The sequence below is a fragment of the Rhodovulum sp. YNF3179 genome (assembly GCF_050586465.1).
Classification (GTDB): domain Bacteria; phylum Pseudomonadota; class Alphaproteobacteria; order Rhodobacterales; family Rhodobacteraceae; genus CAJXYS01.
On the sequence record NZ_JBOCEG010000005.1, the window covers coordinates 169,247 to 190,201 of the forward strand.

Consider the following 20,955-nt stretch of genomic DNA (forward strand, 5'->3'; position numbering starts at 1 on the left):
TCTGGACCGGGCTACCGGCCCGGCGTTGAGATTCGGTAAGCGACGTCACTCCGGCGGGGCGGGTGCCTTGTCTTCGGGCACGCTGTCCAGCAGCGCCCGCAGCGCGCGGCGGGTCTCGGCGCTCTCGTCGAGGAGCGCCCGCGAGGTTGCGAGACCGGGGCCGGGGCCGGCCGGGGCCGGGGCCGCGTCCAGAACCAGCGATACCGCCTCGCGTTGTTCGGCCGTTCCGATTTCGGCCACCTGGTCCCAGCGGCCGGCCCGCCAGGCGAAGGCGGACAGATCGGCCGCATCGGCGGCCTGCTCGGCCGCGGCGAGGGCGGTGTCATGGCGCCCGAGACGCGCCAGGGCGCGACTGCGGACCGCCTCGGTGCGGGCGCCTGCAAGGCGGTTGAGCGCGGACAAGGCGGCCTCGGGGTTGTCGAGCGCGAGATGGATCTCGGCCCGGAGCAGCCGGTCCTCCGGATCGGGCGGATCCGGGCTGTCCTTCAGCAGCGCAAGGGCGGTCTCGGCAAGCCCGGCTTGCATCAGCCGGCGGGCCAGATCGCGCCTCTGCGCCGGGGTCACGACCTCAGCCGTCAACAGGTCGCGATGGGCGAAGACCCCCCGGGCCAGGTCCGCCGGATGCGCGTCCGAGATCATGCGAGACAGGATCTCCGGCAGGGCCGCCATCGCCGCCGGGGCGTCACCGGGCGCCGCGGTCACGCGGGCAAGCTCGTCCAGCGCCGCGTTATGCGCCCCGTTCTGCGCCAGCGCCAGAAGCTCCACCCGCTTGAGCTCGGCACCCTCCCCGGTGCCACGCCGCTCGAAGGCATAGGCGGCAGCGGTTTCCACGAGCCGCGCAGGAACCGCGCGATCCTGCGCGACCAGCAACTCGACCAGGTCGATCAGGGCCCGGGGCGAGAGCGCATCATCGGCCGCGACGACCGTGTCAAGCCGTGCCGCCGCGCTGTCGGCATCGCCTCTTTCCCGGTCGAAACGGGCCTGCATGACGGCAAGGCCGCTGGTCTCGGCACCGCCGGCGCGCTCGATCGCGGCGCGCACGGACGCCGCCAGCCCGTCATGCCCGGCATCGAGCAACCGCTCGGCGAGGACCGGCCCGAGATGGCGACGGATCGCGAGCGGCAGGGCCGAGAAATGGCGGCGGATCTCGGGCGCGTTGACGGGGGCAAGCGGCGCCAGTTCGGTCCGGGCCAGCACCGCCCAGAGCGCCGCCGGTCCGGGACAGGCGAGTTGCCCCTGCAGGGGGTTGCCGGCGGGCGCCCTGCCCGCGTCCATGATCGCGGCGAGGGCATCGAGAAGCGGCGCTTCGGGATCATCCTCCGCGAATTCCGCGAGGACCGCGCGCGCCTCGGCCCCGAAGCCGTAATGGATGTAGACCCGCGCAAGGGTTCGCACCGCGACGGGGTCCGGGCGATCGAACTCCCCCATCACGGCCCGGCGCGCGGTGGCGATGTCGGCGGCGGCCTCGCCCGTGCCGCCCCAGCCGGCGAGGTCCAGCTCCGCTTCCGCGGTGCAGGGGGCGGGCGCAGGCGTGTCGGGCAGCGGCTTGGCCCGGTCGCGGTCGACCGCGGTTTCGGCGGCGACGTTGTCGACTTCGCGGTCGGGGTCCGGCGGCAGGGCCCCGGCATCGGGATCGGCCGGGTCGAGCGGGGCCTCCGGGGCGGGATCGACGAGGCCCTGGGACAGGGCCCGCTGCATCTGTTCCAGCACCATCTGCCGGGCCGCATCGACCCGGGCGGAGTCGGTTACCGGTTCCGGTTCCGGCGCCGGCACGGGCGGCCGGGCCGGCGGCGCCGGCCGAGGCGCCAGCGACCCGTCGAGCCCGGCCTCGCCGCGCAGTTCCGGGCGGAGGGTGATGGGCAGCACGGGATCGGGGAGGGCGGCATCGGCCGCGGCGGCGGGTCGGGGCCAGGCGCTGTCCGCCGGACCCTCGATATCGACGACGACCCAGGACGGCCCGAAGCGAAAGCCGCGCGCCGTGCAGTCACAGTCGAGATCGATGACGAGGCGCCCCGGCCCCGGCTGGCGCAGCCCGCCGATGCGATCGCGCCCGATCCGTTCGAAAACGGCCGCGCTGTCGAACCGGTGGGATCCACCCGTGGTCAGCTCGTAGCCGCGCGCCCCGCGCGCCAGCTGCCAGCCGGCCGGATAGCTCTCGAAGGCCAGCACGAGCCGCGTGAACGCCCCGTGCTCGCCGGAACGCACCGGCACCGCGTCGCCCAGGGCGGGCCCGGCGGCCAATGCCAGGATCATTGCGGCGATCGATCCCCTCATGCGGCGGCCTTCTTCAGGTCTTTCAGCGCCTCTTCCAGCGCGTTGAAGCTCGGCCGGTAGGGCTCGGGCGTGTTCTGGCGGCCGACCTCGATGCAGATATTGGTCGGGTGGTTGTAGAGATTGGCGACCAGCACCTCGCGGATCAGCTGGTAGAAGTGCTGTTCTTCCTCGGTCACCGTCTTGAGCTTGCCGGCCGCGGGACCGACGAAGCCGTAGGACAGGAAAACCCCGAGGAAGGTACCGACCAGCGCGCCCCCGATCATCTTGCCGAGGATCTCCGGCGGCTGGTCGATCGAGCCCATCGTCTTGATGACCCCGAGCACCGCGGCCACGATGCCGAGGGCGGGCAGGCCGTCGGCCATGGTCTGCAGCGCGTGGCTGGAATGCAGCGCGTGCTTGAAATGCGTCTCGATCCGCTTCTCGAGAACCTCCTCGACCTGGTGCGGATCGTCGTAGTTCATGGAGGCCGCGCGCAGCGTGTCGCAGATCAGTTCGACCGCCTCCCGGTCGGCCAGGATCTTCGGATAGCGGCCGAAGATCTCGCTGGTCTCCGGCGTTTCGATATGTTCCTCCAGCGCGACGGCGTTCTGCCGGCCGAGCCGGATCAGTTCGAAGAGCAGGCAGAGCAGGTCGTTGTAGTCCTGCGGCTTCCATTTCGCGCCCTTGAAGACCTTGGCGACGTCCTTGAGGGTGTGCTTGATCCCGGCCATGTCGTTGGACAGCACGAAGGCGCCGGTCGCCGCGCCGCCGATCATCATCATCTCGAAGGGCAGGGATTTCAGGATGATTCCCAGCTTGCCGCCGGCCGCGAGATACCCACCGAAAACCATGGCGAAGGTCACGACGATGCCGATGATGCCGATCATGTACCTCTCTCCCTGCGGGTCCCGTGGCGCAGCGGCATCCTCTCAGCCACGGGTTAAGAAACCCTCATCCGGGGTGCGTCATTCGGTCGGCGCGGCGGCATTCCGGCCGGCCAGGATCACGCTGATCGCATAGGCCACGCCGGGTTCCAGGCCGGACAGGATTTCCGCCGCGGCCTCGGGACGCATGCGGCCAAGGAAGCCGGCCGCGAAATCCGGGGCCATGCTGGCGAAGACCTGCGACGCGACGGCTGGCTTCATGTTCTCGTAGACCGCGGTCAGCCGCGCGAGATCCTTCTCGGCCGCCTCGTCGGCGATGGCCAGCGTCCGGGCGAGTTCCTCTTCCGCGGCGACGAGTTCGGCCATCTTGCGCTCCACCGCTTCCTCGGCGAGGCGCAACGCCTGGCGACGATCCTCGAGCCGCGCCTCGCGCGCGTCCAGCGCCGCGCTGCGGGTCCGGATCGCCTCTAGCAGTTCCGGGATCTCCCCGGGCAAGCTGCAGGCGGCGGCCTCCGCCGCCGCATCGGTGGCGGTGCTGCCGACCGCGGCCTCGACCGCGGCGCGGGCCGTGGCGAAGTCGGCCGTGCCGAGCCGCAAGAGGCCGGATCCTGCCAGAAGCACCGCGATCAGCGGCAGCGCGACGGCGCGGCGGCGCAGACGCAGGGCGCTCATCCCAGGTCCTCCGATTCCATCTGGCTGTGGCGGCGCGAGGCGAAGGCCCCGGCATCCCCGCGCCTTTTACGTCCGGGTTTGCGCGCGGCGCGCGGGGCATCGTCGGGTTTCGGCGCCGGGTCCGCATCGGGCAGATCGTGCAGCGCGGCCATCAGCACCTCGAGCCGTGCGACGGCGGCCTCTGCGCGCTCTGTTTGCGCCGCGAGGGCGTCGCCGGAGGCCCCTGCCGCGGTTTCCGCGCGTTCCAGCGCGCGGGTCATCTCGCCGACCTGCTGCGACAGAACGGCGATCGCCGCGCCAAGCCCATCGTCAAGCCGGTTCAGGCGCCGGAGACGGCGCGACAGGATCAGGCAGTAAAAGGCCGCTGCCAGCGCCCCGGCCATCATCAGGAAATCGGCGATCAGGGTCATGGCAGCCTCCGTCAGTTCAGGACAAATTCGGTAATCAGCAGATCGCGCACCCGGCCCTCGCCGGTGACCACCTGGACCCGGCGCAGCATCTGCGCGCGCAGCCGCACCAGCGCGGCGGGATCCGAGAGCAGCGCGGTGTCCACCGCCCGCAGATACCCGTTCAGCACATCGAGGATGCGGGGCAGCAGGCTCTTGACCTCGGCCTCGTGGGTGCCCGGCACCTCGAGCTGGGCATGAAACCGCAAATGCCGATTCGCCGAACCCGGGCCAAGCGAGACGACCAGCGGCTTCAGGTCGACGAAGGCGATGTCGGGCAGGGGGTCCGGCGGGGGCTCGGCCGTCTGGGCCTTTTCGGCCTCGGCCCCCGATGGAAAGGCGATCAGCCCGGAATAGGCCGCGTAGAACCCGCCCGCCCCGAGCACAAGCGCCAGCACCAGCCCGGCGATCGCGCCCTTGCGACCGCGTTTCGGGGCCGGGGCCTCTTCGGTTTCGGTTTCGTTCGCCATCTCTGCCTGTCTCCCGCTTCTGCCGGACAAGGCGTCTATACCCCCGGGGTGGCTAACCGATTCTTAAGGCCGATCCCCGAATGATCGCGCTGACAGACAGGGCCAGAAGGCCCGGAACCACAGGGGACGTCCCGTGCAGCAACTGCTCTCGGTCTGGAATGCATTGACGCCGCAGCGCCGCGCGATCGTCGCGCTGGCAACGGTCGCGATTGTCGTGGCGGTGCTGCTGCTCGGTCGGCTGGCCTCCGCGCCCGGCATGGCCCTTCTCTATTCGGGGCTGGACCCGGCCGCGGCGGGCGACGTGGTGACCGCACTCGAGACGCGCGGCGTCGCGCACGAGGTGCGCGGCACCGCGATCTACGTCGATTCGACCCGTCGCGACTCGTTGCGGATGGAACTGGCGGCCGGCGGGTTGCCGGCCTCCGGCCCCTCCGGCTACGAGATTCTCGACGGGCTCTCCGGTTTCGGCACCACCAGCCAGATGTTCGACGCCGCCTACTGGCGCGCGAAGGAAGGCGAACTCGCCCGCACCATCATATCGGTTCCCTCCATCCGGGCGGCCCGCGTCCATATCGCCAACCCGGTCTCGCAGCCCTTTCGCCGCGACCTGACGCCAACGGCCTCGGTCACGGTCACCGCCGGGGCCGGCGGCCTGACGGCCGAGACCGCACGCGCGCTGCGCCACCTCGTCGCCTCGGCCGTGCCCGGCCTCTCGGCCGCCGAGGTCTCCGTCATCGACAGCGAGACCGGGCTGGTCGGCACCGGCGATGCCGGCGCGGCCCCGGCGGCGGACAGCCGCGCCGCCGAACTCAAGGAAAACGTTCAGCGCCTGCTCGAGGCCCGCGTCGGGCGCGGCCGGGCCATGGTCGAGGTCTCGATCGAGCCGGTGACCGACCAGGAGAAGATCATCGAACGGCGCTTCGACCCCGAAAGCCGGGTCGCCATCTCGACCGAGACCGAGGAAAGCACGAACACCGAACAGAACACCGGCCCGGCCGCCGTCACGGTCGCGAGCAACCTGCCGGACGGGGATGCGGCCGCCGAACAGAACGCGTCGCGCCAGGGCGCCGAGACCCGGGAACGCGTGAACTACGAGGTCTCCGAAACCCAGCGCGAGCTGCTGCGAACCCCCGGCGCGATACGCCGGCTGACCGTGGCCGTGCTCGTGGACCAGCTGCGCGAGACCGGCCCGGACGGCGAGGAAATCCTGACCCCGCGCAGCGACACGGAACTCGCCGCGCTCGAGGAGCTGGTCAAATCCGCCGTCGGGTTCGACGCGGGCCGCGGGGACGTCGTCACCATCAAGACCATGGCCTTCAGCACGGGTCCCGCGGCAGGCACGCTGGCCGCGCCCGGGCTGCTGGCGCGGCTCGGGCTCGACGTCATGAGCATCGTGCAACTTCTGGTGCTGGCCGTCGTCGCTCTTCTGCTGGGGCTTTTCGTGCTGCGCCCGATCCTTACCCGCCCGGCGTCGGGACCCTTGCCTGAACTTGGTCCGCCGCTGCCCGACACGGATCTGCCGGCCGGCGCCACGCCGCCGGAGGAGGACCCCGTCACGGCCCCTGATGCCGTCGCACTGATCGAGGAAGACCCGGTCGCGCGGCTGCGCTCGCTTATCGCGGAACGCCAGGACGACACCGCAGAGATCCTGCGCAGCTGGATCGAATCGCGGGAGGAGCAGACATGACCGGCCCGGACCTGAAGCTCGACGATTTCGACCAGGACGGCGCGGCCGCGTCACCGCTCATCACCCGGACCGGCGAAGCCTGGGAGTCGGCCCGCGCCGCGGCCTTCGCCGAGGGGTTCGAGGCCGGGCGCGAGATGGAGCGCCACGAACAGCGGGCCGCCGCGGAGACGGCGAGATGCGATATCGCGGAGGCGCTGCAGGCGCTGGACTTCACCCATGCCGCCGCGCGCCGCCAGGTGATCGAGTCGCTGCGCCCGCTCGTGACCGCACTGGCGCATGTGCTGGTGCCCCGCATGGCCGAGACCGGCCTCGCCGACCACCTGGCACGCGAGCTCCACACGCTGGCCGAACGCACGGCCGGCGCGCGGGTTACGCTGCGCGTCGCCCCCGGGCAGCGCGATGCCCTCGCGGCCCAGACCGCCGGCACGGTCGCGGATCCCGAGATCGTCGAGGATCCGTCGCTCGGCCCGAACGAGGTGCTTCTCGGCGCCGGCGCGCTCGAGCGGCATATCGACATCGACGGCGCGCTGGCGGAAATCGCCGGGCGCATCGCGGATTTCGACACCCTGACGGAGGAGATGCAGACCCATGGCTGACGACACGGAACAGGAACCTGCCGCGCCCCGCACGCCGACGGGGAACCCGCTGCATCACGTGCCCCTGGAAATCACCGTCTCCGTCGGGCGCGCGCGGCCGCTGATCGGCGAGCTGATGGCCCTTGGCGAAGGCGCGGTCCTCGCGCTCGACAGCCGGGTCGACGACCCGGTGGAACTCTACGCGGGCGACAGGCTGATCGCGCGCGGCCGGCTCGAGGAGAGCGCCGCGGACGGCGGGCTCGCCGTGCGCCTGACCGAGATCGCCGACTTGCGCTCGGGCCTCTGACCGATGCGCGCCGCGGTTCCGGCTTCCGTCCTGGTCCTCGCGCTGGCGGCGGTTCCCGCGACGGCGCAGGACATCACCCTGTCCCTGGGCGAGGGCGATTCGCTGACGTTGCGCAGCATCCAGCTCTTCGTGCTGATCACGCTTCTGAGCCTCGCGCCGGGCATCGCGGTGATGGTCACCTGCTTTCCCTTCATCGTCACCGTGCTCTCGATCCTGCGCCAGGCGCTCGGCCTGCAGCAGGCACCGCCCAACATGCTGATCATCAGCTTGGCGCTCTTCCTGACCTGGTTCGTCATGGAACCGGTCTTCACCGCGGCCTGGTCCGGGGGCGCCCGCCCCCTGATCGATGGCGAGATCGCGGTGGAGGAGGCCATCCCACGCACGCTGGACCCGTTCCGCGGCTTCATGGCCGCGCGGCTCGACCCGGCAACGTTCGACACCCTGGCGGCCCTGCGTGAAACGACGGCCCCGGCGGGCGGGATGGCCGAGGCGCCCCTGTCGATCCTGGTGCCGTCCTTTCTCCTGAGCGAGGTCGAACGCGCCTTCCAGATCGGGTTCCTCATCTTCCTGCCCTTCCTCGTGATCGATCTCGTGGTCGCGGCGGTGCTGATGTCGATGGGCATGATGATGGTGCCGCCCGCCATCGTGGCGTTGCCCTTCAAGCTCGCCTTCTTCGTCATGGCGGATGGCTGGGCGCTGCTCTCGGGCGCGCTGGTGCGCAGCTACTTCTGAAGGCGTCCGAACGCGGCCGGCCCGGCAGGACGCCGGGCCCTGTGCGCCGTGCCCGCCGCGCGGGGCAGGCGCGACGGGCCGCCCGCGGGCATCACCGCACCTCGAGGTCGGCATGCAGCGCGCCGGCGGCCTTTACGGTCTTGAGGATATCGATCATGTCGCGCGGCGAGACCCCGAGCGCGTTGAGACCCGAGACCACGTCCGAGAGCGACGTACCTTCGGCGATCTCGGCCAGCCCGATTCCGGGTTCTTCCTCGATCCCGACATCGGTGCGGGGCACCACGATCGTCTCGCCCTCGGCGAACGGGTTGGGCTGCACGACGGCGGGCGTTTCGTTGATCCGCAGCGTCAGGTTGCCCTGGGAAACCGCGACGCGGCTGATCCGCACGTCGGCCCCCATCACGATGGTGCCGGACGCCTGGTCGACCACCACGCGGGCCCGGGCCTCGGGCGCGACGCGCAGGTTTTCCACCTGCCCGATCACATGCGCCGGCGAGGGAGCCCGCGCCGTTGCAAGGTCGATGCGCACGGTGCCGGCATCCAGCATCCGCGCGACGGGCCGGCCATAGGCGGCGTTGATCGCGGACTCGATCCGCATGGCCGTGGTGAAGTCGGGATCGCGCAGCGCCAGGCGCAGCGTGTCGAGCGCGGCGAAATCGAAATCGACCTCGCGTTCGACGCGGGCGCCGGCGGGAATGATGCCAGCCGTCGGCACCCCCTGGACGACGCGCGCGGCGTCACCCTCTGCCGCGGCGCCACCGGCCAGGATCGTGCCCTGGGCGACGGCGTAGATTTGCCCGTCGGCGGCGTTGAGGGGGGTCATGATCAGGGTGCCGCCCTGCAGGCTCTTGGCGTCGCCGATGGCCGATACGGTCACGTCGATACGGCTGCCGGCCCGGGCGAAGGGCGGCAGCACGCCGGTGACCAGCACCGCGGCCACGTTGCGGGGGCGGAACTGCTCGCCGCTGACATTCACGCCGAGCCGTTCGAGGATGTTGGTCATGATCTCTTCGGTAAAGGGCGCGTTCCTGAGCCCGTCACCGGTGCCGTTCAGCCCGACCACCAGGCCGTGGCCCACGAGATCGTTGCCCCGCACCCCGTCGAAGCTGACGAGATCCTTGATGCGGATCGATCCCGCACAGGCCGGGCTCGCCAAAAGGGCCAGGCCGGCGACCAGTGCCAGGAGAGCCGTGCGAACGCGGTTTAACGCCATCACCGCAGGTAACGCGTCAGCGAGAGATCGGACAGCCGCGCCGTCGCGGCATAGAGCGTCTCGAGCTGGAGGCGCGCGGCCTCCAGCGCCGACGCGGTGGCGTAGGGATCGGCATCCTCGATCCGTCCACGCGCGAGTTCGAGCGAGGCCTTCTCGGCCGCGCTTGCGGCATCGACCCGGTCGATCCGGTCTTCCGCCGCGCCGATACCGGCGCGCAGGCCAATGAGATCTTCCTCGGTCGTGCGCAGCTTGGCACCGGCGAGATCCGCGAGGCGGGCGCGTTCCAGGTCGCTGAGCCCGGGAACCCCGCCATCGATGAGCGCCCCGGCGGCAAGGCCCGCCAGCGTCGCGCGGATCTCCGGTGCCAGCGCCGTGACGTCCAGCGCGACGCGGTCGCTCTCGGACAGCCGCAGCGGCTGAAGCGGTTGCGCATCACCGAGATAGGCGGTCGTCTCGTAGCCGCCGCCCGCGCCGAAATAGGTCTCGACCAGCGACAGCGCATCCGCCGCCGAGACGGCGCCGGACACCAGCGTTTGCAGGTCGCCAAGCATGTCGTCCGGCGCGACGAGCGCGGCGCGGTCGACGGCCTGGCCCGCGAACAACGTCTGGCCGCCGGCATCCCCGTTGAGCGCCCCGATCGCGGTCTCGAACGCATGGCGGGCGGTCTCGCCCGCAGCCGACAGGCCCGCACCGCGATCGGCGGCGTCGCCCATCAGCGCATCCGCCGCCGTGCGCCCGGCCGTCTGAACCGACTCCAGATGCGTCTGGATCATCTCCGCGCGAAGCGCGGCTTCCGCGCGCACCCGCGCGAAGCTTTCCATCAGCGTCAGCCGATGTCGGATCGCCGAAAGCGGCCGGAAATCGCCCCTGACCGTTTCGGCCAGATCGGCCTTGCGCCCCGAGCCGAGCTCGTCGGTCAGCCGGGCGACCTGCGCTGTCATCCGCGCCGTATCCCGCCGGGTCTGGAAGTGCTGCACCAGATCGCCAATGGACTGAAACGTCATCTCTAAATCTCCAGAAGGCGCGCGATCATGTCGTCGGCGGTCTGCATCACACGGGCATTCGCGGCATAGGCCTGCTCGATCAGCAGAAGCTTCTGCATCTCCTGGTCGGTATCGACGCCGAGCGCCCGCTCGTCCCGCAGATATCCCTCGACGAGGAAGGCGGCATGGGTCTGGTCCGCCTCGGCCGACTGCTGGCGCGCGGAGACGTCCGAGAGGAAGGCCGCCGCCAGCCCGGCCGCGTCGCCGGGCGTGGCCCAATCGCCGGTTACGGGCGTCCGGTCGGCCGCCAGCGCATCGGACATGGCGATCAGCAGGCCGGCCTCGCCAACCGGTCCCGGGGCCGCCGCGCCCAGCCCGTCGCGCAGCCGCCAATGGGTGCCGGCCTGGTCCGGGTCAACCAGGGCGTTGAGCGCGAGCCGCCCCGCCAGGCCCGGTTCCTCGGCAGGATCGAGCGCGGCCCCGGCATCGGTAAACAGGCCCGGCGCTCCGGGCGCGAGCGTCGGGTCGACGGACGGGTCGGCGAACCGCTCGATCAGGTCCCGCGCCAGCGCGTCGATCTGCGCATCGGCGGTGACCGCCCACTCGTCCCGCACCGAGAACTGCGCCGCCAGCGATCCACCTGCCAAGGGCGCCGAATCGCCCGCGGTCGCCACCGCCCGGCCGTTCAGGGTCAGACCGGACAGCGCCCCGCTGCCGATGGTCATCGCCGGGTCGATGTAGCCGGTCGCGGTGAAGCCCAGTTCGGCAGGGCGCCCGTCGAGCAGGGCCGACCCGTTCGGCGTGTAAAGCGCGACCTGCCCGCCTTCCCTGGGAACCTCGCGGATCGGGATGATCTCGGAGACCCGGTCGATCAGGCGCTGTCGCTCGTCGAGAAGGCCGCTCGGATCGCGCCCGGCACCCTGCAGCAAGCGGATCTGGCCATTCAGATCCGCGATCCGGGCCAGCGTATCGTTCACCTCGCGCACCTGGTTCGCGATTTCCCGGTCCGCCGTCATGCGGGCGGTCTGGATCTCGGTGGAGATCAGGTTGAATTGCCCGATGAGGCGATCCGCGGACCCCGCCACGGCGGCGAGACGGGACGCATCGTCCGGCCGGCTCTGGGCCTCGGCGAGGGTGGCGGAGAATTCGGCGAACAGGGTCCCGAGCGCACCAGGATCGCCCGGAAGGCCGGTCACGCGCTCGAGGCCGGCGTGAAACCCGGCATCGACCGATGCATGGGCCTCGGCGCCCGCGGCGAGCCGGCGTCCGGCGATGGCGGTCTGGTCCACGATGCGCTGAATGCCGTCGATACGCACACCCGCGCCCTGGCCCGCGACCGCCACGGAGGAAAGCATGATCTCGCGCCGGCCATACCCTTCGGTCATCGCGTTCGCGATATTGTTGGACACGACTTCCGTCGACCGCGCAGCGGCGGTCAGGCCGGAGAGGGCGTTGTTCAGGGTGCTGGCGATACTCATCTCTCACTCCGCTTGCAAGACCGGGCCCCTTGCGGGGTCACCGCTTGATGTTGGTTGTCTCCTGCAGCATTTCGTCGACGGTCTGGATGACCTTGGCGTTCGAGGAATAGGCGCGCTGGGTCTGGATCATCTGCGTCAGCTCACCGGCCACGTCGGTCGCGGATTCCTCGCGCGCGAAGCCGATGAGACCACCCACCGGACCGTCCCCGGCATCCCAGAGGTAATAGGACCCGCTCTCGCCGGATATCCGGTAGGTCTGGGCGCTTTCCGAGGTCAGCCCGTTCGGGTTGGGCACGTCGACCAACGGGATCTGGTAGATCGTGCGCGTGAAGCCGATATCGTAGATCGCCTGCACGAGACCGTTCTCGTCGACCTCCACCGAGGTCAGGATCCCGACCGGCGAGCCGTCCTTGGTGATTCCGCTCGGGGCGAAATCGTCGGAGAGCTGCGTCAGCCCGCTGGGGTCGCCGGGCGCCCCGATGTCGACGTCGATGGGCCCGCTGGCCGTGGTGACCGTGACCAGCCCGGTTGCCGGGTCATAGGCCCCGCCCGTGGTGGTGGCGACCGAGGCCACGGTGCCACCATCGATCCGGCTGTCATCGAAGGTCACCACGTATTCGCCGATGGTGGCCCCGCCACTGGCGCTGTCGGTGATCGTCACCGTCCATTCGTTGGAGGCGCCGGTGCCCGGGATCGTCGGCGTGAAGCTGATGTCGAGTGTCTCGGTCGTGCCGAGATTGTCGTAGTATTCTATCGCGATACCGAAAGGACCGCCGGTGGCACCCGCCCGGGTCTCGGTCGCGGGCAGGTTCATGCCGAGGCCGATTTGGGTGGTCGGATCGCCTTCGAACTGGTTGAGGTTGATGCGGATCGGTTCCAGCCCCGACATGCTGTCGCGCGCATAGGCCGGGATGCTGCCATCCGACGCCGCCGGCCAGCCGAGCAGCACCTGGCCGGCCTCGGTCCGGAGGATGCCCTCGGAATCCGGGCGGAAGGAGGCCGTGGTGGTCAGAAGCAGCGGGTAGCCGCCGGTGGCGTTGTCCACCGCCGTGGCGGTGGTCACCGGCAGGAAACCGCGCCCGGCCACGGCAAGATCGGTCGGGTTGTCCGTCGTGACCAGCGTGCCCTGCTCATCGATCTCGCGGGTCGTGGTCGCCCGGACACCGCCGGCCGAGTAGCGGCCGCTGGTGTCGCCGATCACCATCGACTGGAACTCGGCAACCGAGCGCTTGTAGCCGAAGGTCGAGGAGTTCGCGATGTTGTCGGAGATCGTGGCGAGGCGGCTGGCATTCACGTTGAGCCCGGCCACCCCGGCATTGAGCGAAGAAGAGATCGTCATGCGCACGCCTTTCTGTGCAAGGTCAGGGCCTGCACCGACTATCCGCATGGCGGTTTAACAGGACGCTAACAGATAAAATGCGCCGGATTACCGGGTCCCTGCGCCGCTGCGCAGCAGGGTGATTTCCAACCGGTTGTTGCGGACGTCCATCCGGTCGGGCTCGGTCGGGCGGCGATCGGCCCAGCCTGTGACCCGCTGCACCCGCTCCGCGCCGAGGCCGTCCCCGACGAGCTGCAGGCGCATGGCCTGCGCACGCCTGGTGGAGAGATCCCACACCGGGTTCCTGGCCAGCACGACCGGGTGGGCCCTGCTGTGGCCCGCGACGGCCACTTCGTTGGAGACCAGGGCGAAGACCTCGGCCAGCATCGCCGACAGCGCCTCGAGCACCGGGCGCGGCGTCGTCGTCCCCGGCGCGAAGAGCGGGCTGCCCGGCAGGTCGAAAAGCTCGACGATCAGGCCCTCGTCGGTGACGCGGGTGCGGATATGGTCGCGCAGGCTGTCGGCGACCGCGCTCTCGCCACTGTCGGCGGCAAGTTGCTCCGCGATGGCCTCCAGCGCCGCGGTTTCATCCCGGGCAACCTCGCCACGCGCGCGGTTGAGCGCCGTCGGGTTGGCGTTACTGGCACCGGTCCCGTCATGGGCCAGCGTGTCCTCGGACATGACGCTCTGGCCGCCGAGCGCCCCCTGCCCGCCGCCCGAGACCCGGTGCACCGGGATCGTCGGGCTGAAATAGTCGGCAATGCCCTTGCGCTGCTTTTCCGTCGTCGCGTTCAAAAGCCACATCAGCATGAAGAAGGCCATCATCGCGGTGACGAAATCGGCATAGGCGACCTTCCAGGCCCCGCCGTGATGCCCGTCGCCCCCGACGAGTTTCTTCCGCTTGATGATGACCGGCCGCAGATTGTCCTGCGCCATCGCACACCCCTCTCGCATACCCCGTCACCGGGCTAGCAAAGGCATGTGAACGGCACCTTAACGCGGGCGCTGGCTGGAGGTGAGGTGGTGCCGGTGAAGGGACTCGAACCCCCGACCCCATCATTACGAATGACGTGCTCTACCAGCTGAGCTACACCGGCACGGGGTGAGCGGGCGTTTAGCAAGTTCCGGCGCCGAGGTGTAGCCCTAATTTTTCGTTTTTTCCTCTTCGTCGCCGGCGGTCTGTTCCACGGGCGCGGCGGTCTCTCCGGCCGGCCCGGTCGCGCCGTCGCCGGGGGCGGTGGCGGGCTCTTGCGCCGAGGTCTCGTCCGGGGCCGGCTCTTCGGGCGCGCTCTCCGGCGTGATGTCCTCGACCCCGGCCTCCGGTGTGCCCGGCGCGGGCTTGTCGAGCGAGCCGACGATCAGGGGCAGCATTTCCGCGGTGCCGGCGACGACCTCCGCGCTCTCGGGCGGCTCCTTCCAGGCCAAGGTGTCGACCGCGCCGCAATTCTCGCAGGCGGGGGCCCAGGCCGGGTGGATGTGGTTGCAGTTCTCGCAGATCCATTGCGGACCACGCGGTGCCGCGAGCGCCTTGGTCAGCCAGGCCCGCACGATCGCGTCGGGCGCACCCTCGCCGCGCTCGATCGCGGCCATGATGGTCAGCGCACGCTGGGTCGGGTGCGTTTCGGGCAGATCGCCCAGGGCCCGCTTGGCGCCGGGGAAATCCTCGGCCGCGATGGCCAGTTCCGCGGCCAGCATCTTCGATTCCGGGTGGTCCGGCTTGGCGCGCAGCAGTACCTGGAAGCGCTTGACCCGGGCCTCGGGCGTTTCCTCGGGCTCGATCTCGGCGAAGGCGGCGGCGAGATCGGGATGCGGATGCGCGTCCCAGGCCTTGCGGATGATCTTGACCGCGGCCCGTTTCGCGCCCGCGCTGATCTTGGCGCGCGCGGCCATCACCGCGCCCGGCACCAGCTCGGGCGACATGCGGTTGGCCTGCAGGATGGTCCGGGTCGCGCTGTCGGTCTGCCCCTCGGCCAGCGCCTCGCGGGCCTCGGCCAGCGCCAGGACGGCGTCGCGCCGGGTATGGACGTTGCGCGGCAGGTTCGACGACCGCAGCTTCTGGGCCAGGGTCTTGCGGGCGCCATGCCAGTCTTCCTTGTCGGCCTGCAGGCGGAAGAGCGTGTCCTGCGTCGCCTCGTGCCTGGGCTTGAGCGCGAAGGCCTTCTCGGCCAGTTTCAGGGCCGTGTCCGTATCGCCCTCGGCCAGCTTCTGCTGCATCAGGCCCTGAACCCCGACGAAGCGCGTCCGCTCGTCCTGAACCAGGCGCTTGTAGACCTCGATGGCCTTCTTGGTGTCGCCGGTAAGCTCGGCGGCCTGCGCCGTCAGCAGGTTGGTCAGGTCCGGCCGCCCGAGATAGCGTTCGGCCTTGGCGGCCTTGGCCATGGCCAGGCGCCCCTCGCCCGAGGCGAGCGCCATCATCCCGTCGGCCAGCGCCTCGAAGCCGCGGCGTTCGCGGTTGCGGTCGAAATAGCGGGTGATCGCCGTCTCGTCCCCGTTGACGAACCGCAGCACCGCGACGACCAGCCCCGCGAGCTTGAGACCGATCCAGAGCACGATCACCAGAACGATGAAGGCGATGACCGCCGCCAGCGGCGTCAGGGTGAATTCCATGCCGCCGGCGGCGACGCGGATCGCCCCGCCGGTCTCGATCAGGAACCCGGCCCCGAAGGCCAGCAGGGCCACGAGGCCCACGAATATGATGATTTTCAGAAGGGACCAGAGCATCCGCGCGCCTTTCTCAGTTCGTGCCCGCGGGCGTGCCGAGCCCGGCCAGCGCGGCCATCGCCGCGCGGCGCGCCTCTGCATCCGCGATCCAGTCCGACATGGCCGCGCGGCCCTCGGCGGGAAGCGCCTCGAGTTCGGTCATGGCGCCGCCCAGGTCACCGGCCTCGAGTGCCGCCTGGGCCCGCGACAGCACCGCGTCCGGGTCGTCGCCCTCGCGCGGCGCCAGCGACCGTGCGCCCACCTGGGCCCGCAGGAAGGCGCTGAACCGGTCGCCCCAGCCTTCGCCCACGGTGACCTTGAGCGATTCCCGCAGCCCGTCGCGCGCGGCGGCGGGGAAGCGGCGCTGCAGGTCGGCCAGCGTCGCGATGCCGCCCGCGGCATGGTCCGTCAGCGCGGCGGGCAGATCGCCGCCGGCCGCGTCGCCCAGATCGGCCATCGCGCCCGCATAGGGCTGGCCGGTCTCGATCGCCGCGCGCAGCCGGCTGAGAGCGACGCCGCGATCCGCGGCGCGGGCCGTCTCGGCCAGGCTCTCGGCGCGGGCCTCCGCGGCGGCGATCCGCTCGGCGGCGCTCGAGGCCGCGGTCTCGACCTGCTCGGCCAGGGCTTCGTTCCGGCTGCGCTGCTCTTCCAGCGCCGCCTGCATCGCCTGCAACTCGTCACGATAGGTGCTGATCGCCGACGCGGCCGCCTCTGCGCCCTCGGCATCGAGCCCCTCGGCCGCGATCCGGTCGACGCGGTCGCTCAGCGAAGAGAGGCGCTCCTCTACGCCGGCCAGCCGATCCGAAAGCGCCGCGGCACGATCGTCGAAGACGGCCGTGGCCTCGTCGATCCGGGCGGCGAGGCGACCCTCGAGGGCGGCCGTATCCGGCGCCTCGGCCGCCGCGCTTTCGGCAGCGGTAACGCGGCTTTCCACTTCGGCGAGGCGTGTCTCGAGGGCGGCGCGGGCCTCGGCGGCCTCTTGCTGCAGGGCGGGGTCGCCACCGGTGGGCCAGCCTTCGGGAATGACGTAGCGCGCGGCGGCGAAGCCGATCGCGGCGGCGACCACGCCACCCAGAACCAGCGGCACGAACCCGCCGCCGCCGCCACCCCCGTTATCGGCGGGTGGCCTGGCGCCGGAATCGCCGCCGCCGCCGGTGGCGGCCGGCCTGGCGTCCCCGGCGGGCGCCCTGGTGTCCGCGCCCGAGGCCTTGCCGGCCTCTGCCTTGGCCGGCTCGGCGGTCTTGGCCGCGCCCGATCCCGTCCCGGCCTTGTCCCCGGCGTTCCCGGGCTTGTCCGGGGCCTTGGACGTCTTGGCCCCGGCGCTTCCCGGGGGCGCGCCGGTGGCACCGGACGCTTTCGGGGTCTTTGGCACCGTCGATGTCTTTTCGGCTGTCTTGTCCGCCGCGGTCGCCGGTTTGGCCGGATCACTCTTGGCCCGGGTGTCCGCACCCGTGGGCGTGGCCTTGCCCGAATCGGCGGCTGCCGGTTTCTGCGCCGGGGCGGTCCCGGGTTTCGGCGCGGTGTCCGGTGTGGTCTTGTCCGGCGCGGTGTCGCCTGTCTTCGTCTTGCCCGTATTGCCTTTGGAAGAGGTCGGTCGTGCCACGTCGGCGGTCCTTTCGGTCGGAATCGATGCAGGCGAGCAGTCGAGGCAAGCTTAGAACAGCGGCCATACCGCCACAAGGCAACCGGTCTGCGTCATTTCCATCCAGCCAGGAGTTCCAGCATGGCCGCACCGTCGGGCCGCGCCGCCGTTTCCGCCCGCGCGGCGAGATCGGCGGGCAGCGCCGCGCGGACGGCCGCGCTCAGGCAGACCGGGTGAACCCGGGTGCGGGCAGCCGCGGGCACCGCTTCGCCAAAGAGATCCGCCGTACGCGGCGAGAAGAGCGGCGCCAGAACCGGACCCGCCCCGGAGAGCGCGGCCTCCGCACCAGCCGTGAGCGGGCGGGCGACCTGCGCGTAGATCACGACGTCCTCGGCCGCCAAGCCGGCCGCGCGAAGACGTTCCACCAGCTGGCCGGCACGATGCCGCCCGCGAAGATGCAGGATCCGGCCGTCACGCGGGCCGTCGCGCGTCACGAGGGCCACGAGATCGTCGACGTCACCGGCGGCGGACCGGGCCGCAAGGCCCGCGTCCACGGCCGCGGCGGCGGTACGGTCTCCGACGCAGAAGGCGGGACGCCCGGCCAACCCCCAGCGCGCCGTCGCCACCCGCACGCCGGATTCGGAGGTGAAGACCAGCGCGGCGGCACCGGCGACGTCCACATCCGCGACAACGGGCGCGATGTCCATGAGCGGCGACAGGACAATGTCGAAATGCCCCGGGCAGCGCGCCTCGACCTCGGCCGCGAAGCGCGACGCCTGCGGCTCTGGGCGCGTGACGAGCAGGACGGGGCGCGGGTCGGGCACGGCATCACCGGGATTGTCTGGACACGCTCCCGGTGTTACCTGCCTCGGACCGCATTCACAACGGGGCGCGCATGGCCCGGACACTCACCCTTCTCGGCCTGGAGAGCAGCTGCGACGAGACCGCGGCGGCCGTCGTGCGCCAGGCCGAGGGCGCCGCGCCCGAGATCCTGGCCTCGGTCGTCGAGGGCCAGGCGCAGCTGCATGCGGCCTTTGGCGGGGTCGTCCCCGAGATCGCGGCCCGCGCCCATGCCGAGAAACTCGATCTCTGCGTCGAGGCCGCGCTGGCCGAGGCGGCTCTCGACCTGTCCGATCTCGACGCCATCGCCGTGACCGCGGGGCCCGGCCTGATCGGCGGGGTGCTCGCCGGTGTCATGTGCGCCAAGGGCATCGCCGCCGGGGCCGGCCTGCCGCTGGTGGGCGTCAATCACCTGGCCGGGCATGCCCTGACGCCGCGGCTGACCGACGGCCTGGCCTTTCCCTACCTGATGCTGCTCGTCTCGGGCGGGCACGCGCAGTTCCTGATGGTCCGCGGCGCCGAGCGCTTCGCCCGGCTCGGCGGCACCATCGACGACGCGCCGGGCGAAGCCTTCGACAAGACGGCGAAGCTTCTCGGCCTGACGCAACCCGGCGGCCCCGCGGTCGAGGCCGCGGCCGCCACCGGCGACGCGGCGCGGTTTGCCTTCCCGCGCCCGCTGCTGGACCGGCCCGGCTGCGACCTGAGCTTCTCGGGCCTCAAGACCGCGCTGATGCGGGCCAGGGATGAGCTGGTCGCGGCGCAGGGCGGGCTGCATGAACAGGACCGGCGCGATCTCTGTGCGGGGTTCCAGGCCGCGGTCGCCGACGTGCTGACAGAGAAGACGCGCCGCGCGCTGGCCGCCACCGGCGACGACCGGCCCACCGCCTTCGCCGTGGCCGGGGGCGTCGCGGCCAATGCCACGATCCGCGCCCGGCTCGAGGCCGTGGCCGCCGATCACGGGCTGCCCTTCGTCGCGCCGCCGCTCAGCCTGTGCACCGACAATGCCGCGATGATCGCGTGGGCGGGGCTCGAACGCTTCCGGGCCGGTCAGCGCGACGGGTTCGACCTGACCGCGCGGCCCCGCTGGCCGCTCGACACCGCCGCGCCGGCGCTCGTGGGATCCGGCCGCAAGGGGGCCAAGGCATGAGCGGCGTCCTGGTCGCCGGCGCGGGCGCTTTCGGCACCGCGCTCGCCGTCACGCTCGCGGCCGAGGGGCGCGCCGTCCGGCTCTGGGCACGGAACGCCGCGCAGGTCGGCCGGATGATCGCGGACCGCGAAAACCGCCGGTCCCTGCCCGGGGTGACGCTGCCCGAGGCGCTGACCCCCGTCGCGGATCTTGCGCCGGCGCCCGGGCAGACGGTGCTGATCGCGGTGCCCGCGCAGAAGCTCCGCGCGTTTCTCGAGCGGAACGGATCACGGCTGTCGGGCCAGCGGCTCGTCTCGTGTTGCAAGGGCGTGGAGCTCTCGACCGGGCTCCGGCCCAGCGAGGTGATCGCCGCCGCCCTGCCGGACGCCGAGACCGCGGTCCTGACCGGGCCGAGCTTCGCGGCGGACATCGCGCGGGGCAAGCCGACGGCGCTGACGCTCGCCGCGCGCGACGCGGCGACCGGCAGGCGCCTGCAGGCGGAGCTTTCGACCGAAACGGTGCGGCTTTACCGCACCACGGACCTGGCGGGGGCCGAGCTTGGCGGGGCGCTCAAGAACGTGATCGCCATCGCCTGCGGCATCGCCATCGGGGCCGATCTGGGCGACAGCGCCCGCGCCGCGCTGATGACCCGGGGCTATGCCGAGATGGTGCGCCTGGCAACGGCCCTCGGCGCGGAGCCGGCCACGCTGGCCGGGCTTTCCGGGCTGGGTGACCTGGCGCTGACCTGCACCTCGCTCCAGTCCCGCAACTTCGCCTTCGGCCACGCGCTGGGCCAGGGCACGGCGTTCGACCCGGCCAAGACGGTCGAGGGCAAGGCCACCGCGCGGGCCGTGGCCGGGCTGGCGGCCGCGCGTGGCATCGACATGCCGATCACGACCATGGTATCCGCCGTCCTGGAAGAGAGCGTCACCATCGCCGAGGCCATGGATGCCCTGCTCGCCCGCCCGCTGAAGGAGGAAGACTGATGCTCGTCGCCCTGACCGCCCGGGACAAGCCCGGCCACCTGTCGGTCCGCAAGGCCAACCGCGCGGCCCACCTCGCCTATGTCGAGGAAACCGGGGTCGTGGCACAGGCCGGGCCGCTGCTGGACACCGACGGCGAGATGTGCGGCTCGCTGGTGATCCTGGACGTCCCCGACATGGCGGCGGCCGAGGCCTGGGCGTCCGGCGATCCCTATGCCAGGGCCGGGCTGTTCGAGACGGTGTCCCTGGACACCTGGAAGAAGGTGATCGGCTGATGGCGTACTGGCTGTTCAAGTCAGAGCCCGCCACCTGGTCCTGGTCCGACCAGGTCGCCAGGGGCGCCGCGGGCGAGGAATGGGACGGTGTCCGGAACTACCAGGCCCGCAACATGATGCGCGAGATGCGCGTCGGGGACCGCGGGTTCTTCTATCACAGCCAGACCGAGAAGGCCGTCGTCGGCATCGTGGAGGTCATCGCCGAGGCGCATCCGGACTCGACCACCGACGACCCGCGCTGGGAATGCGTCGACGTGAAGGCCGTCGAGGCGCTGCCGCGGCCCATCACGCTGGACGTGATCAAGGATGACCCGCGGTTGTCGGAGATGGTGCTGGTCAGGAATTCGCGCCTGTCGGTGCAGCCGGTGACCGCGGCCGAATGGAAGATCGTCTGCCAGCTTGGCGGACTCTAGATTTCCAGCATATCTTGC

General features: G+C 71.4%; 21 protein-coding genes and 1 tRNA gene. 8 read left to right on the forward strand and 14 right to left on the reverse strand.

Features of this window, described 5'->3' with window-relative positions:
- Positions 1–45: 45 nt before the first annotated feature.
- From ACQ5SP_RS10690 to ACQ5SP_RS10710, 5 genes are all read right to left on the reverse strand, one after another.
- Positions 46–2,274 (reverse strand): hypothetical protein, encoded by a 2,229-nt coding sequence (locus tag ACQ5SP_RS10690; RefSeq protein ID WP_430938357.1) that lies wholly within the window; start codon positions 2,272–2,274, stop codon positions 46–48.
- Positions 2,271–3,140 (reverse strand): flagellar motor stator protein MotA, encoded by an 870-nt coding sequence (gene motA, locus ACQ5SP_RS10695; protein WP_430938358.1) that lies wholly within the window; start codon positions 3,138–3,140, stop codon positions 2,271–2,273. The genes ACQ5SP_RS10690 and motA overlap by 4 nt, the downstream gene beginning before the upstream one ends.
- Positions 3,141–3,218: 78 nt before the next feature.
- The gene (locus tag ACQ5SP_RS10700; protein ID WP_430938359.1) at positions 3,219–3,809 is read right to left on the reverse strand and encodes a MotE family protein; all 591 of its coding nucleotides are present in this window, start codon (positions 3,807–3,809) and stop codon (positions 3,219–3,221) included.
- Positions 3,806–4,219 (reverse strand): hypothetical protein, encoded by a 414-nt coding sequence (locus tag ACQ5SP_RS10705; protein ID WP_430938360.1) that lies wholly within the window; start codon positions 4,217–4,219, stop codon positions 3,806–3,808. The genes ACQ5SP_RS10700 and ACQ5SP_RS10705 overlap by 4 nt, the downstream gene beginning before the upstream one ends.
- Before the next feature lie 11 nt (positions 4,220–4,230).
- Positions 4,231–4,725: a flagellar basal body-associated FliL family protein gene (locus ACQ5SP_RS10710; protein ID WP_430938361.1), complete on the reverse strand. Its 495-nt coding sequence runs from the start codon at positions 4,723–4,725 to the stop codon at positions 4,231–4,233.
- 133 nt (positions 4,726–4,858) lie between these two features.
- On the opposite strand from ACQ5SP_RS10710, the gene fliF reads away from it, so the two are divergent.
- Genes fliF through fliP form a run of 4 tightly spaced genes read left to right on the forward strand, consistent with a single transcriptional unit; the run spans position 4,859 to position 8,026 of the window.
- Entirely contained in the window at positions 4,859–6,412 is a 1,554-nt protein-coding gene (gene fliF / locus ACQ5SP_RS10715) for a flagellar basal-body MS-ring/collar protein FliF (protein WP_430938362.1), read from the forward strand.
- Positions 6,409–7,008, forward strand: coding sequence for a hypothetical protein (locus ACQ5SP_RS10720; RefSeq protein WP_430938363.1), 600 nt, complete (start codon positions 6,409–6,411; stop codon positions 7,006–7,008). The genes fliF and ACQ5SP_RS10720 overlap by 4 nt, the downstream gene beginning before the upstream one ends.
- Positions 7,001–7,294 (forward strand): FliM/FliN family flagellar motor switch protein, encoded by a 294-nt coding sequence (locus tag ACQ5SP_RS10725; RefSeq protein WP_430938364.1) that lies wholly within the window; start codon positions 7,001–7,003, stop codon positions 7,292–7,294. Before ACQ5SP_RS10720 ends, ACQ5SP_RS10725 begins: the two co-directional genes overlap by 8 nt.
- A gap of 3 nt (positions 7,295–7,297) precedes the next feature.
- Positions 7,298–8,026 (forward strand): flagellar type III secretion system pore protein FliP, encoded by a 729-nt coding sequence (gene fliP, locus ACQ5SP_RS10730; protein WP_430938365.1) that lies wholly within the window; start codon positions 7,298–7,300, stop codon positions 8,024–8,026.
- 91 nt (positions 8,027–8,117) lie between these two features.
- On the opposite strand, the gene ACQ5SP_RS10735 is transcribed toward fliP, so the two are convergent.
- The 9 genes from ACQ5SP_RS10735 to ACQ5SP_RS10775 all read right to left on the reverse strand — a co-directional run bounded on the left by ACQ5SP_RS10735 (position 8,118) and on the right by ACQ5SP_RS10775 (position 18,124).
- Positions 8,118–9,239 carry a flagellar basal body P-ring protein FlgI gene (locus tag ACQ5SP_RS10735; protein ID WP_430938366.1) on the reverse strand — a complete coding sequence of 374 codons (1,122 nt, stop codon included), beginning with the start codon at positions 9,237–9,239 and terminating at the stop codon, positions 8,118–8,120.
- Positions 9,239–10,243, reverse strand: coding sequence for a flagellin (locus tag ACQ5SP_RS10740; protein ID WP_430938367.1), 1,005 nt, complete (start codon positions 10,241–10,243; stop codon positions 9,239–9,241). The genes ACQ5SP_RS10735 and ACQ5SP_RS10740 overlap by 1 nt, the downstream gene beginning before the upstream one ends.
- 2 nt (positions 10,244–10,245) lie before the next feature.
- A complete protein-coding gene (gene flgK, locus ACQ5SP_RS10745) occupies positions 10,246–11,700 on the reverse strand; it encodes a flagellar hook-associated protein FlgK (RefSeq protein WP_430938368.1) in 1,455 nt (484 codons plus the stop codon).
- A 37-nt stretch (positions 11,701–11,737) separates the two neighbouring features.
- Positions 11,738–13,039 (reverse strand): flagellar hook protein FlgE, encoded by a 1,302-nt coding sequence (locus tag ACQ5SP_RS10750; protein WP_430938369.1) that lies wholly within the window; start codon positions 13,037–13,039, stop codon positions 11,738–11,740.
- Positions 13,040–13,126: 87 nt separating this feature from the next.
- On the reverse strand, positions 13,127–13,954 hold the full coding sequence (locus ACQ5SP_RS10755) for a flagellar motor protein MotB (RefSeq protein WP_430938370.1): 828 nt from the start codon (positions 13,952–13,954) through the stop codon (positions 13,127–13,129).
- 85 nt (positions 13,955–14,039) lie between these two features.
- A tRNA-Thr gene (locus ACQ5SP_RS10760) sits at positions 14,040–14,115 on the reverse strand.
- A 46-nt stretch (positions 14,116–14,161) separates the two neighbouring features.
- Positions 14,162–15,739 (reverse strand): heme biosynthesis protein HemY, encoded by a 1,578-nt coding sequence (locus tag ACQ5SP_RS10765; RefSeq protein ID WP_430938371.1) that lies wholly within the window; start codon positions 15,737–15,739, stop codon positions 14,162–14,164.
- 13 nt (positions 15,740–15,752) lie between these two features.
- Positions 15,753–17,321, reverse strand: coding sequence for a mitofilin family membrane protein (locus ACQ5SP_RS10770; RefSeq protein WP_430938372.1), 1,569 nt, complete (start codon positions 17,319–17,321; stop codon positions 15,753–15,755).
- Between the two features lie 92 nt (positions 17,322–17,413).
- Positions 17,414–18,124 (reverse strand): uroporphyrinogen-III synthase, encoded by a 711-nt coding sequence (locus ACQ5SP_RS10775; RefSeq protein ID WP_430938373.1) that lies wholly within the window; start codon positions 18,122–18,124, stop codon positions 17,414–17,416.
- Between the two features lie 71 nt (positions 18,125–18,195).
- Between ACQ5SP_RS10775 and tsaD the strand changes: the two genes are divergently transcribed.
- The 4 genes from tsaD to ACQ5SP_RS10795 are packed head-to-tail and all read left to right on the forward strand — an operon-like array spanning position 18,196 to position 20,937.
- Positions 18,196–19,287 carry a tRNA (adenosine(37)-N6)-threonylcarbamoyltransferase complex transferase subunit TsaD gene (gene tsaD, locus ACQ5SP_RS10780; RefSeq protein ID WP_430938374.1) on the forward strand — a complete coding sequence of 364 codons (1,092 nt, stop codon included), beginning with the start codon at positions 18,196–18,198 and terminating at the stop codon, positions 19,285–19,287.
- Positions 19,284–20,252, forward strand: coding sequence for an NAD(P)H-dependent glycerol-3-phosphate dehydrogenase (locus ACQ5SP_RS10785; protein ID WP_430938375.1), 969 nt, complete (start codon positions 19,284–19,286; stop codon positions 20,250–20,252). Before tsaD ends, ACQ5SP_RS10785 begins: the two co-directional genes overlap by 4 nt.
- Positions 20,252–20,524, forward strand: coding sequence for a YciI family protein (locus ACQ5SP_RS10790; protein WP_430938376.1), 273 nt, complete (start codon positions 20,252–20,254; stop codon positions 20,522–20,524). The genes ACQ5SP_RS10785 and ACQ5SP_RS10790 overlap by 1 nt, the downstream gene beginning before the upstream one ends.
- Positions 20,524–20,937: an EVE domain-containing protein gene (locus ACQ5SP_RS10795; RefSeq protein ID WP_430938377.1), complete on the forward strand. Its 414-nt coding sequence runs from the start codon at positions 20,524–20,526 to the stop codon at positions 20,935–20,937. Before ACQ5SP_RS10790 ends, ACQ5SP_RS10795 begins: the two co-directional genes overlap by 1 nt.
- Positions 20,938–20,955: the final 18 nt, after the last annotated feature.